At 67.1% G+C, this 12,730-nt stretch carries 11 protein-coding genes and 1 tRNA gene; 2 read left to right on the top strand and 10 right to left on the bottom strand.

What is annotated here, in order from left to right; all coding sequences use genetic code 11:
• Positions 1-15 precede the first annotated feature (15 nt).
• Positions 16-1,878, bottom strand: a complete 1,863-nt coding sequence (locus VFG40_RS12505) for a diguanylate cyclase (RefSeq protein WP_324897933.1) — start codon at positions 1,876-1,878, stop codon at positions 16-18.
• Between the two features lie 200 nt (positions 1,879-2,078).
• Between VFG40_RS12505 and VFG40_RS12500 the strand changes: the two genes are divergently transcribed.
• Positions 2,079-2,154, top strand: a tRNA-Thr gene (locus VFG40_RS12500).
• A gap of 60 nt (positions 2,155-2,214) precedes the next feature.
• Here the strand turns inward: VFG40_RS12500 and ispH are convergent.
• The 5 genes from ispH to murJ all read right to left on the bottom strand — a co-directional run bounded on the left by ispH (position 2,215) and on the right by murJ (position 9,596).
• On the bottom strand, positions 2,215-3,174 hold the full coding sequence (ispH, locus tag VFG40_RS12495) for a 4-hydroxy-3-methylbut-2-enyl diphosphate reductase (RefSeq protein WP_324897931.1): 960 nt from the start codon (positions 3,172-3,174) through the stop codon (positions 2,215-2,217).
• 52 nt (positions 3,175-3,226) lie between these two features.
• Positions 3,227-3,718: a signal peptidase II gene (gene lspA, locus VFG40_RS12490; protein WP_324897929.1), complete on the bottom strand. Its 492-nt coding sequence runs from the start codon at positions 3,716-3,718 to the stop codon at positions 3,227-3,229.
• A 194-nt stretch (positions 3,719-3,912) separates the two neighbouring features.
• A complete protein-coding gene (gene ileS, locus VFG40_RS12485) occupies positions 3,913-6,774 on the bottom strand; it encodes an isoleucine--tRNA ligase (protein ID WP_324897927.1) in 2,862 nt (953 codons plus the stop codon).
• Positions 6,775-6,960: 186 nt separating this feature from the next.
• On the bottom strand, positions 6,961-7,914 hold the full coding sequence (locus VFG40_RS12480; protein ID WP_324897924.1) for a bifunctional riboflavin kinase/FAD synthetase: 954 nt from the start codon (positions 7,912-7,914) through the stop codon (positions 6,961-6,963).
• A 74-nt stretch (positions 7,915-7,988) separates the two neighbouring features.
• Positions 7,989-9,596: a murein biosynthesis integral membrane protein MurJ gene (gene murJ / locus VFG40_RS12475; RefSeq protein WP_324897922.1), complete on the bottom strand. Its 1,608-nt coding sequence runs from the start codon at positions 9,594-9,596 to the stop codon at positions 7,989-7,991.
• Positions 9,597-9,856: 260 nt separating this feature from the next.
• Between murJ and rpsT the strand changes: the two genes are divergently transcribed.
• Positions 9,857-10,120: a 30S ribosomal protein S20 gene (rpsT, locus tag VFG40_RS12470; protein WP_074551575.1), complete on the top strand. Its 264-nt coding sequence runs from the start codon at positions 9,857-9,859 to the stop codon at positions 10,118-10,120.
• Positions 10,121-10,235: 115 nt separating this feature from the next.
• Here the strand turns inward: rpsT and cgtA are convergent, their stop codons facing one another.
• From cgtA to VFG40_RS12450, 4 genes are all read right to left on the bottom strand, one after another.
• Positions 10,236-11,318, bottom strand: a complete 1,083-nt coding sequence (cgtA, locus tag VFG40_RS12465) for an Obg family GTPase CgtA (protein ID WP_324897918.1) — start codon at positions 11,316-11,318, stop codon at positions 10,236-10,238.
• Between the two features lie 155 nt (positions 11,319-11,473).
• Positions 11,474-11,731 carry a 50S ribosomal protein L27 gene (rpmA, locus tag VFG40_RS12460; RefSeq protein ID WP_324897916.1) on the bottom strand — a complete coding sequence of 86 codons (258 nt, stop codon included), beginning with the start codon at positions 11,729-11,731 and terminating at the stop codon, positions 11,474-11,476.
• A 19-nt stretch (positions 11,732-11,750) separates the two neighbouring features.
• A complete protein-coding gene (rplU, locus tag VFG40_RS12455) occupies positions 11,751-12,065 on the bottom strand; it encodes a 50S ribosomal protein L21 (protein WP_324897913.1) in 315 nt (104 codons plus the stop codon).
• A 135-nt stretch (positions 12,066-12,200) separates the two neighbouring features.
• On the bottom strand, positions 12,201-12,725 hold the full coding sequence (locus VFG40_RS12450) for a DUF2059 domain-containing protein (RefSeq protein WP_324897911.1): 525 nt from the start codon (positions 12,723-12,725) through the stop codon (positions 12,201-12,203).
• Between the last annotated feature and the right edge of the window lie 5 nt (positions 12,726-12,730).

Here is a 12,730-nt window from a genome sequence, read left to right as displayed (position 1 = left end):
GATCAGTGCGCCGTCTCAGGCCGCGGCCACATCCACCCGGTTGCGGCCATGGTCCTTGGCGCGATAGAGCGCCTCGTCGGCGCGCGCGATCAGCTGCTCCAGGTCGGCATCCGTCGGCTCGGCTTCGGCGACGCCCAGGCTGATCGACACGGTCAGGCCCGGAGCCAGGTCGTTCAATGCCAGCGCGCGGACTTCCCGCCGCAGACGTTCGGCCACCAGGCAGGCCGCTGCCGCGTCCGAACCCGGCAGGATCACCACGAACTCCTCGCCACCCATCCGGCCCAGGTGGTCCACCTGACGCAACGCGTGCTGGCAAACTGCCGCAAGCCGTATCAGTACCTGGTCACCGACCGGATGCCCGTAGCTGTCGTTGACACGCTTGAAGTGGTCCACGTCCAAGGCAATCAGCGACAACGGCTCACCCATGCCGCGCGCGTGCTCCAGCGCAAGCTGGCCAAGCTGCGCCAGCCGCCGCCGATTGGCCACGCCGGTCAGCGGATCGGTCATCGCCATGCGGTGCAGCCGTCGCGAGCGCCGCAACTGGCGCAGCGCGAGCCAGGTCAGCAGCAGGATCAGCACCGCACCCATCGCCAGTGCCAGGCGCTGCCAGCGGCGCACCCGCTGCAATGCCGCCACTTGTTCTTCGCGCAGGGCGCGGTCCGCTTCCAGCTTGCGGTTTTCCCGTTCGCGCCGGGCGGTATCGAACTGGTAGCTCAGCAGCGTGGTGCTGTTGGAGCGCGCCTTGCGGTCCAGCACCGCATGTACCTTCACCATGTGCCGCATGTCCGCGAGCGCCTGCTCCGGCTTGCCCAGCGCTTCGTAGCTGAGCGACCGGTGCTCGAGCAGATCGGCCAGGTAACGGAGGTTGCCGCTCTTCTGCAGGAATGCCTCTGCCCGCGCGTAATCTTCCAGCGCCTGCACGTGGTCACCCAGCCCCGCGTGCGCCTCCCCCGCCTGCAAGGCCAGCATGTCGCCGTCGGAGTGATCGCCCGTGGCTTGCAGGTTGGTCCGCGCGGCGTCCAGTTGCGCCAGCGCGGCACGGAAATCCCCGGCTTGGTTGAGCACCTGCGCCAGCGCCAGGTGCGCGGAGCCTTGCGCGGCCTGGCTGTCGATCTTCTGCGCCATGGCCAGCGCGCGATCAAAGTGCGCGCGGGCCGCCGGCAGCTGATCCCCCGCCGCCTCGGCGTCCAGAAAACCCAGCTGCATGTGCGCGGCCATCTGCTGCCCGATGTCGTTGCGCTCGACGCCCTGCTGCATCAGCCTGCGCAGGTATTGCCGTGCTTCCGCCTGCTGCCCCAGCCGCCGGTACGCTACCGCGATATTGAACAGGTTCTGGTCGCTTTCGATCGGCACACCCGAACTGTCGTAGAAGTTCTGCGCCTCGAGAAAATCGACCAGCGCCAGCGCGTGCTCGCCCAGCAGCGATTGCACCGATCCGCGCCAGGTGAGGCCGTCGGCGACCAGCCGGGTGTTTTCGTCGCGGCGGGCCAGCTCGATGGCCGCGTTGTAGTCGGCGAGCGCGTCGCGGGGCGTGGTGAGGGATTCCTGGTTGGAGCCACGGCAGAAATGGAAATTGATCTCCGCCTCGGTGTAACCGGCGCGGCGCGCGTCGGCCAGCCCGTGCTCCGCATAGGCGACCCCGCCGACGGGGTCCGAATCAAGCCCGATGATGCAATAGAGGTAGCGGTAGCGCAGTTCCCGGCGCACGTCGCCAGCGGGCACCAAGGCCTTGAGCCGGTCCAGCAGCTGCAGCGCCTCGCGCTGGGTCTCGATCACCAGCTCGTCGCGATCGAGTTGATCGGCCAGCACGTCGAAGGTGGAGCCGGGCGCCGGCACGCCCTGCTGCTGCGCCGCGGTCCGGCCAATCGTGACCAGCACGAGCAGGCAGGCGCAAAGCCATCGATGGGGCGTAGCGAAAGGGGACAAAACGAAGGGCTCTCTGGGTGCCACTCCATGGCGTGGGGCACGAAGCCGGTTGCCGGCTTAACGGCCGGAGCCCCGGCAACTTGAGCACGCGCTCCTGCGAGGCGGTCGCGCTTGCGCGCCGGGCGGGTGCGCCGTAGAATTCGCGGCTCTTTGCCGGAATAGCTCAGTTGGTAGAGCGGCGCATTCGTAATGCGTAGGTCGTAGGTTCGATTCCTATTTCCGGCACCAGACAAATGAAAAGGCCCGCAGCGATGCGGGCCTTTTCATTTGCGCCCGGCAAAAAAAAGCTCAGCTGATTTGCGAATGCCCCTCGCCCAGGCGCAACTCCTTCGGCAGCGCGAAGGTGATGGTTTCCGGCTCGCCGTCCAGCTCGTGCACCTGTCCGGCCCCCCATGACTGCAGCCGTGCGATCACGTCCCGCACCAGCTTGTCCGGCGCCGAGGCGCCGGCAGTAACGCCGATCCGCTGCACGCCCTCGAGCCAGTCGCGCTGGATGTGCTCGGCGCCGTCGATGAGGAACGAGCGAACGCCCTGTTTCTCCGCCAGTTCGCGCAGGCGGTTGGAGTTGGAGCTGTTGACCGAGCCAACTACCAGCATCAGGTCGACCGCGTCGGCCAGGCGACGCACCGCGTCCTGGCGGTTTTGCGTGGCGTAGCAGATGTCGTCCTTGCGCGGCCCTTCGATGTCCGGAAAGCGCTCGCGCAGCGCCGCGATGATCGCCTTGGTGTCGTCGACCGACAGCGTGGTCTGTGTGACATACGAGAGCTCGTGCGGCGCAGACGGCTGCAACGTGGACACCTGGTCGACGGATTCGACCAGCAGGATCTCGCCCACGTTGGAGCCATTCCACTGCCCCATCGTGCCTTCCACCTCCGGATGACCGGCATGGCCGATCAGCACTACGCTGCGGCCGATCCGCCCGAGCCGGGCCACCTCCATGTGCACCTTGGTCACCAGCGGGCACGTGGCGTCGAATACCTTGAGCGCACGCTGGTCGGCCTCTTCACGCACGGCCTGGGATACCCCGTGCGCGCTGAAAATCACCGTGGCGCCATCGGGCACTTCGTGCAGCTCTTCCACGAACACGGCGCCGTCGGCGCGCAGCTTGTCCACCACGTAACGGTTGTGCACCACCTCGTGACGCACGTAGATCGGCGCGCCGTAAGACTCCAGCGCACGCTCGACGATGGCGATGGCGCGGTCGACGCCAGCACAGAAGCCGCGGGGATTGGCGAGGAGGATGTCCACGGAGTTCTCTTGCTGCGGGAGAGCGCGCATTATCGCACGCCGCCCCGCCAGGTCAGGCCTCGCGCCGGCTGGCGCGCAGGCCGAATACGATCAGCATCACGGCGCCCACGCTGATGCCGCAATCGGCCAGGTTGAATACCGGGTAGCTCCACTGCCGCCAGTAGACGTGGATGAAGTCGGTGACCGCTGCCGCGTGCAGCCGGTCGATCAGGTTGCCAGCGGCACCGCCGATGATCAGAGCCAGCGGCATCGCCGTGCGCCAGTCCCTCCGCGCCGTGCGTGAAAGCCACACCACCAGCACGACGCTGATCACCACCGCCAGGATCACGAAGAACCAGCGCTGCCAGCCTGAGCCCTGCGCGAGGAAACTGAAGGCCGCGCCGGTATTGAACGCCAGCGTCCAGTCGAGCAGGCCCGGGATCACCGGATGCGGCATGCCGGCAGGCTGCAGCGCGACCAGCGCCCACCATTTACTCAGCTGATCGAGCGCGATGACGGCAGCGGACAGCGTCAGCCAGGGAAGTGCGTTGGGTTTGGAGATCATGGGCACACGGTCTGGTGGGTTCACTCCCTCTCCCGATCAAGGAGAGGGCTGGGATGAGGGGCCGACCCTCGCGCGTCGTTGGGTCGGGGGCAGGCGGGAAGCCCGGAGGAGAGAAAAGACAGCGCAGCCGCCCCGACATCGATCCTCTCCCTTGCGGGGAGGGGCAAGAAGAGCCGCAGCTGCTGACCGATCGGCTAGAACCAGCGGCGATCCTCGCCCGGACCGTCGACATTGCCCACGCAGCGACCGCACAACTGCGGATGAGCGGGGTGACTGCCGACATCGTCGCGACGATGCCAGCAGCGTACGCACTTGGTTGCGTCGCTGACGTCCGCGGACACCCAGGCCTCGCCGTCATCGAGCTCCACCCTCGCCGCCTGGTCGGGACGCGGAGCCAGCGGCGCCAGGGTGAGTTCGGAGGTGATGAAGAAGAAGCGCAACTCGCCGGCCGCCGGGGCGTAACGCGCGTGCAGTGCCTCGTCGACATGCAGCGTGACCCGCGCCTCCAGCGCGGCTCCGATCTGTTCGCCCTTGCGCATGCCCTCGAGCACACGCGAAGCACTGTCGCGAATCTGCAGCAGGTCCGCCCAGTACCGGCGCTGTTCCGGCGAAGACTGGGTAGCGGCCAGACCGTCGTACCAGGTCTCGAAAAGCACCGTTTCGCCATGCTCGCCCGGCAGCGCCCGCCAGATTTCCTCGGCCGTGAAGCTGAGCACCGGCGCGAGCCAGCGCACCATCGCCTCGGCGATCCGGTACATCGCGCTCTGTGCGCTGCGCCGGCCGCGACTGTCGGTCGGCATCGTGTAGAGCCGGTCCTTGGTGATGTCCAGGTAGAGCGCACCCAGCTCGTTGGTGCAGAAGTTCTGCACGCGGGCGATCACCTCGGGAAAATCGTAGCGCTCGTAGGCCGCCACCACCGCCTGCTGCACGTCATAGGCCTGCTGCACGGCCCACTGGTCCAGAGTCAGCGACTCCTCCACCGGCACCAGATGCTGCGACGGATCGAAGCCATCGAGATTGCCGAGCAGGAAGCGGGCCGTGTTGCGCAGGCGACGGTAGCTGTCGGAGACGCGCTTCAAGATCTCGTCGGAGACGGTCATCTCGTTGCGGTAATCCGCCGAGGCCACCCACAGGCGCAAGACGTCGGCACCGAGGGTGTCCATCACCTTCTGCGGCGCCACCACGTTGCCCAGCGACTTGGACATCTTGCGGCCCGACGCATCGACCGTGAAGCCGTGAGTGAGCACGTCGTCATACGGCGCGCGGCCGTGGATCGCCGCCGAGGTGAGCAGCGAGGACTGGAACCAGCCGCGGTGCTGGTCGGAGCCCTCCAGATACATCACCTTGTACTCGCTGGCGTCCCCCTGTTGCAGCTCGGGACGCTGGCCGATCACCGCAAAGTGCGTCACGCCGGAGTCGAACCAGACGTCGAGCACATCGGTGACCTTCTCGTAGTCGGCCGCCTGATCGCCCAGCAACTGGGCCGCATCCAGCTCGAACCATGCATCGACTCCGCCCTGCTCCACCCGCCTGGCCACCTGCTCGAGCAGGGCGACGGAATCCGGATGCGGCTCGTGGGTCGACTTGTGCACGAACAGCGCGATCGGCACGCCCCAGGTGCGCTGGCGCGAGATGCACCAGTCCGGGCGTCCGGCCACCATGCCGGCAATGCGCTCCTCGCCCCAGCCCGGGACCCAGCGCACGTCCTTGATGGCTGCCAGTGCGGTGGCACGCAGGCCGGCCTGCTCCATGCCGATGAACCACTGCGGCGTGGCGCGGTAGATCACCGGCGTCTTGTGTCGCCAGCAGTGCGGGTACGCATGTTCGATGGTGACACCGGCCAGCAGCACGCCGCGCGCACGCAGCAGCTCGACGATCACCGGGTTCGCCTTCCACAGGTATTGCCCGGCCAGCGCGGTGCCATCCACCGGCGGCGTATCGGCGCGATAGAGGCCGCGCCCGTCGACCAGGTTGATGGTGCCGATGCCGTACTGGCGCGAGACGGTGAAATCCTCCACGCCGTGATCGGGCGCCGTGTGGACGGCACCGGTGCCGTCTTCGTCGGAGACGTGATCGCCCAGGATCAGCGGCACTTCGCGCGAATAGAACGGATGCTTGAGTTTCAAACCTTCCAGTGCCTGGCCGCGCGCATGTCCCAGCACGACCGGCTCATCCACGCCGTAGCGCTGCAGCGCGCGCTCGACCAGGGCGCTGGCGATGACCAGCAGCACGCGCCTGCCGTTCCGCTCCGGCCCTTCGACCAGCGCGTATTCGATGTCTGCACCCAGCGAGACTGCCAGGCTCGAGGGCAGTGTCCACGGCGTGGTGGTCCAGATCGGGACTGCCACGATGGCGTCACCCGCGGCCGCACCAAAGACGCCGGCCAGGGCGCCGGCATCGGCGGCGTCGTAGGCCACGTCCACCGCCGGCGACTGCTTGTCCGCGTATTCGATTTCCGCTTCGGCCAGCGCCGAACCGCAGTCGAAGCACCAGTAGACCGGCTTGGCGCCGCGCACCACGTGCCCGTTGGCGACGATGCGCGCCAGCGCGCGGATCATGTCGGCCTCGTAGCTGAAGTCCATCGTGCGGTAGGGCCGCTGCCAGTCGCCCAGCACGCCCAGGCGCTTGAAGTCGGCGCGCTGCGCTTCGACCTGGCTTGCCGCGTACTCGCGACACTTCTGGCGGAAGGTGCGGGCGTCGAGCTTGTCGCCCGGCTTGCCGAATTTCTTCTCCACCGCAATCTCGATCGGCAACCCGTGGCAGTCCCAACCCGGCACGTACGGCGCGCGATGACCGGCCAGCAGCTTGGACTTGACCGTCATGTCCTTGAGGATCTTGTTGACCGCGTGACCGATGTGGATCGAGCCGTTGGCGTACGGCGGACCGTCGTGCAGGACGAACACCTTGTCGCGATCGGCGGTATGCGCCTGGATCTGCGCGTAGCGGTCGATCGACTCCCATTCGGCCAACCAGGTCGGCTCGCGTCTGGGCAAGTCGCCACGCATCGGGAAATCCGTCTGCGGCAGATTGATCGTGCTCTTGTAATCCTGGGTCATAACCTTGGTTGCCGTCGTTTGATGCACACCGGAGGTGCTGCCGTTCCGGGTCGGTCATCTGCGTGGTCCGGCCGCGCGTGCAGCCAGCGCACGCCGCGGTCGAACCTCAGATGCTAATAATGAAGGCGTCGGAAACAAGCCCGGCGCGAAGGAACCACGGGCGGAGCGGGCTGCGGCGCACGGTCATCACGCCCCCACCAGCACGGGGTTCATGCCGAGCATCGCACGCGCGGCGCGCGCGTCGCGATCCATCTGCGCAGTGAGTGCCTCGAGCCCGTCGAATTTCTGCTCGTCCCGCAGCTTGCCGACGAACTCCACCGCCATCCGCTGGCCGTACAGGTCGCCCTCGAAATCGAACAGGTGCACTTCCAGCAGCGGCTCGGCCACCTCGTTGACGGTGGGCCGCACGCCGAGGCTGGCCACGCCAGGCCAGGCGCACTCGCCCTCGCCCAGCCCCACCCGTACCGCGAAGATGCCGTGGATCGGACTGATCCGCTCGCGCAGGTGGATGTTGGCGGTGGGATAGCCGAGCGTACGTCCGAGCTGCTTGCCGTATTCGACCTTCCCTTCGATCACGAACGGCCGTCCGAGCAGCGGCGCGGCGGCGGCAAAATTCCCCTCTGCCAGCAGCTCGCGCACCCGGGTGGCCGAAACACGCTGTTCGTCGAACTGCACCGGCGCCATGGTGCGCGCCACGAAACCGCCGTCTGCTCCCATCCGCTCAAGCAGGGCCACGTCGCCAGCGCGCCGATGGCCAAAGCGGAAGTCGCCGCCTACCCACACCTCACGGGCGGCCAGGCGCTGCTCGAGGATCTGATGCACGAATGCCTCGGCCGACATCGCCGCCAGCGCAGCGTTGAACCGCAGCAGCAGCGCGTGCTGCATGCCGGCAGCATCGAAACCGAGCAGCTTCTCGCGGACGCTGGAAAGCCGTGGCAGCGGCTCGCTGGAAAAGTACGCTCGCGGCAACGGCTCGAAGCTCACCACCACCGGATCGAGCTGAAGCTCCTGCGCGCGGTCGCGCACCTGGGCCAGCAGAGCCTGGTGTCCACGGTGCAGGCCGTCGAAGGCGCCGATCGCGACGACGGTGCCGCGCTGAGCCAGACAGGGGCCCGCGACATCCCTTGAGAGCTTGATCATCGCGCCAGTATACCGGCCCCGCGCCGGCACTTGGACCCGCCCGCCGGCACCGACACGCGGCGCCAGACCGGGGGTCAACTGCCACGAAGGTCTCGCATGCGGAAACCGCATACAAACAGACTGGCGAGGTAGCTGGTGCCACCCGCCCCCACCAGCACGGCCAGATGCCACACGCGCGTCCACTTCGGTGCATCGGTCCAGTCCGGCCAGAGCCACAGGCCCGCCAGCAGCACCGCGATCATCACGCCGCAGGCCAGCCCCAGCCGCATCAGGTGGACCAGCCAGCCCGGCTGGCGCTGATAGACGCCGCTGCGACGCAACCAGCGCCAGAGCAGGCCGAGATTGACGTAGCTGGCGACGGCGCTGGCCATCCCCAGCGCCATGTGCAGGCCGGGAATCTGTGCCAGCGCCTCCAGCCACGGGCCCTGCTTCTGTGCCGGTGTCGCCCAGAGGAAGAACAGCAGGGCCAGGCAGAGCGCATTGAGCACCATGTTGGCGATCAGCGACGCGACCCCGGCCTTCACCGGCGTGCGCGTGTCCTGCCGGGCGTAGAAGGCAGGCAGCAGCACCTTGACCAGCGCGAACGCCGGCAGGCCGAAACTGAGCGCAGTGATCGACAGCGTCGCCATGCGCGTGTCGAATGCCGTGAACTGGCCGTGCTGGAACAGCGTCGCCACCAGCGGCTCGGCCAGCAGCATCAACCCGAACATCGCCGGCACCGCGATCAGCAGCGTGATCCGCAGCCCCCAGTCCAGCGCGCGCGAGAACCCGGCGTGATCGGTGGTCACGTGGTGGCGCGACAGCGAGGGCAGGATCACGGTACCCAGCGCCACGCCGAACACGCCCAACGGCAGTTCGAGGAAACGATCCGCCTGCGACAGCCAGCTCTGCGAACCGACCAGCAGCAGCGAGGCGATCACCGTATCGAACAGCAGATTGATCTGCGCGACCGACGAGCCGAACAGGGTCGGCACCATCAGCCGCATGATCCGCCGCACCTCGGGGTGGCGCCAGCCCCATCGCGGCAGCGTGAGCAGGCCCAGCTGGTGCAACGCCGGCAGCTGGAACAGCAACTGCAGCACACCCGCGGCCATGATGGCCCAGCCCATCGCCAGGATCGGCGTCTGCAGGCGCGGCGCGAGCCACAGGGCACCGGCGATCATGCACAGGTTGAGGATCACCGGCGTCAGTGCGGGCAGCCCGAAGCGGTGGAAGCTGTTCAGTGCGCCCCCCGACAGCGCGGTCAGCGAGACGAACAGCAGGAACGGGAACGTCAGCCGCAGCAGTTGCACCGTGAGCTCGAACTTGCGCGGCTCGTCCAGCGCGCCGGGCGAGAACAGCGTCGTCACCTGCGGCGCGAAGATGATCCCGAGCGCGGTGATCACCAGCAGCACGCCGCCCAGGGTGCCCGCCACCCGCCCCATCAGCTCCTTCAACTGCGCAGGCGTACCGCGCTCCTTCACTTCGGTGAACACGGGCACGAACGCCGTGGAGAACGAACCCTCGGCAAACAGGCGGCGCATGAAGTTGGGGATGCGGAACGCCACCCAGAACGCATCGGTCGCGGCGTTTGCGCCGAAGGCCGCGTTGATCGACATGTCGCGCACCAGCCCGAGCACGCGCGAAATCATGGTCATGCTGCTGAAAGACAGCAGCCCTCGTAACATGCTGGGGGACTTCATGCGGCGGAGATCTTCCTGCGGTGGTCGTGCGCACCCGCCACGGCGGGCGGAAGCGCCGCATAGTCTGACAGCCGAAGGGGGCGAGTTGGCAGCACGCTTGTGGCACAATAGCGGAGATGGTCGCGCCGATTCGCCCGGTTTCGGGTGTTCACACCCACGGCACGCACTCACCCAGCACGCGCTAAGCGGTTGACGCCATAGAGCATTGACCGCATAATTGCGCGTCTTTTTTCCAACACACGTATTTCCGGAGTTCTACCTTGGCCAACATCAAGTCCGCGAAGAAGCGCGCGCGCCAGTCCGAGCAGCGCCGCCTGCGCAACGTCAGCGCCCGCTCCATGGTCCGCACCGCCCTGAAGAAGGTCGTCAAGGCCATCGAGGCCAAGGACAAGGCGGCTGCCGTGGAAGCGTTCGCCGCCGCCCAGCCGGTGATGGATCGCTACGCATCGCGCGGGCTGATCCACAAGAACAAGGCCGCTCGCCACAAGAGCCGCCTCAACGCGAAGATCCGCGAGCTGGCATAAGCCCCGCCCTCTTCGGTTGGAAAGAAAAAGCCGGCGCATGCGCCGGCTTTTTTGTGGCTTGGGATTTTATCCCGATCCCCGGCCGGAACCGGGGACGGAAAGTCCCGGCGGCTGATCAGCGCGCCGGATCCTCGCCGCGCAGGCGGACGTCGCCCGGCAGCATGTCCGGGCGCTGGTCGTCGCGGGCCTCGCGCTGCGACTCGAAAAAGCGCTGAACCTGCTGGCAGACCGCCAGGGTGTTCTCCCGCGCGATCGCCGATACCACGAACCACGGCTGCTTCCACTCGAGCCGCTGCACGATCGCCTCGGCCGCGGCCTGGCGTTCGTCCTGCGGCAGCACATCGGCCTTGTTCATCACCAGCCACCGAGGCCGCTCGAGCAGCTGCGGGTCGAACTTGAGCAGCTCCTGCTCGATGGCGTGCACCTGCTCCACCGGGTCCGTGCCGTCGATCGGGGCCATGTCCACGATGTGCAGCAGCAGGCGAGTGCGCGACACGTGCCGAAGAAACTGGATGCCCAGGCCGGCGCCATCGGCTGCGCCCTCGATCAGGCCAGGGATATCGGCAATCACGAAGCTCTGGTCGGTGCCCAGACTGACCACGCCCAGGTTGGGATGCAACGTCGTGAACGGGTAGTCGGCGACCCGCGGCGTCGCCGCCGATACCGCACGGATGAAGGTGGACTTGCCGGCGTTGGGGAAACCGAGCAGGCCGACGTCAGCCAGCAGCTTCAGCTCCAGCTTCAGCTCACGCACTTCGCCCGGCACGCCGGGCGTCGATTTGCGTGGCGCGCGGTTGACCGAGCTCTTGAAGTGGATGTTGCCCAGGCCGCCCTTGCCGCCTTCGGCCACCAGCAGGCGCTGACCGTGCTGGGTGAGATCGCCGATGGTTTCGTCGGTGTCCACGTTGGTGACCACCGTGCCGATCGGCACGCGCACCACGGTGTCCTCGCCGCCTTTGCCGTACATCTGGCTGCCCATGCCGTTCTGACCGCGCTGGGCCTTGAAGCTGCGCTGGTGGCGAAAGTCGATCAGGGTGTTGAGGCCCTCGTCCGCCACCAGCCAGACCGAGCCCCCGCCACCGCCATCGCCACCGTCCGGACCGCCAAAGGGGATGAATTTCTCGCGACGGAAGCTGATGCAGCCGTTGCCACCGTCCCCGGCCATAACCTTGATCACTGCTTCATCGATGAATTTCATGGGGGGAGTCCAGAGTGGAAACGGAAACGGAAACGGAAACGGAAACGGCAAAAGTCTAGCGGGAACCGCCGGGGCGGCTGCGCGCGCTCGCGCGGGACGCCAGAAAACAAAAGCCCCGCCGAAGCGGGGCCTTCGCAGATCGCGACGATCCGGGCTTAGGCCGGGATGACGTCGACGAAGCGGCGGTTCTTCTCGCCGCGGACCTTGAACTGCACGGTGCCGTCAACCAACGCGAACAGCGTGTGGTCGCGACCCAGGCCAACGCCGGTGCCCGGATGGAACTGGGTGCCGCGCTGACGCACGATGATGTTGCCTGCCTCGATGGCCTGGCCGCCGTAGATCTTCACGCCGAGGTACTTCGGGTTCGAATCGCGACCGTTGCGGCTGGAACCTACGCCTTTTTTATGTGCCATGACTCAATGCTCCAGTTGCTCAGGCGTTGATGCCCGTGATTTCCACTTCGGTGAAGTGCTGACGATGTCCCTGCTGCTTCTTGTGGTGCTTGCGGCGGCGGAACTTGATGATGCGGATCTTGTCCGCACGGCCGTGCTTGCGCACGGTGGCGCTGACGGTGGCGCCGGATACCAGGGGCGCGCCCACGGTGATCGACTCGCCTTCGCCCACCAGCAGAACTTCGTCGAAGCTCACGGTGGCGCCTTCGTCGGCGGTCAGCAGCTCCACGCGCAGGACGTCGCCCTGCTGCACGCGGTACTGCTTGCCACCGGTCTTGATGACTGCATAACTCATGGGATGGTCCCTTCTGTCGTTATTCTCTTGGGTTCCCCCGGAGCGATGATCTGCTGCGGCGGACTCAGGATTATAGCGATCGCTCATCCGGCTGGTCAATCATTGACCACACGTGGCCGCAACCGGCCCGGCGGCTCACTTGGCAGCGTTCGGCGCCGACGTGCCCGGCGCAGGCGCCGGCGCCGCTGCTGGACAGCGGCCCTGCCCGCTGATGGTGCCCTTTTTCTGCAGCTCGGCCACCATTGCCTGGCCGCGCTCGCTGCCCCACTGCTGGCCGGCCTTCATGGCCTCGGCCATGGCGGCGGGCATTTCGGAGATCACCTTTCGCCCCAGGGGCGAGCGGTAGAACTTCAGCAGCCCCTCCACCTCCTGCCCGGTGAAATGACGCTGGTAGATCGGCACCATCCGCCGGGTGAGTTCCTCGATGCCCTTGTCGTCGAGGAACCCGTTCCAGTAGCTGGCCGGCACGCACGGGAGCTGCTGCCCCATCATGCCAGCCATCTGCGCATTCATCTGGCCGAACATGCGGCCCACGCCGAAAACCTCCATCAACGTGCGCACCTGCTTTTCGCTGGGCTGCGCGGCCAGCGAAGTCGTCGAAGCAAGCGCCAGCAGCACGCCCAGGGCGCCGATCCAGCCGCGGATACGTGGATTCTTCATGCGTG

This window comes from Dyella sp., from assembly GCF_035685805.1.
Taxonomy (GTDB): domain Bacteria; phylum Pseudomonadota; class Gammaproteobacteria; order Xanthomonadales; family Rhodanobacteraceae; genus Dyella_A.
This window is presented reverse-complemented; position numbering and strand designations above follow the sequence as displayed.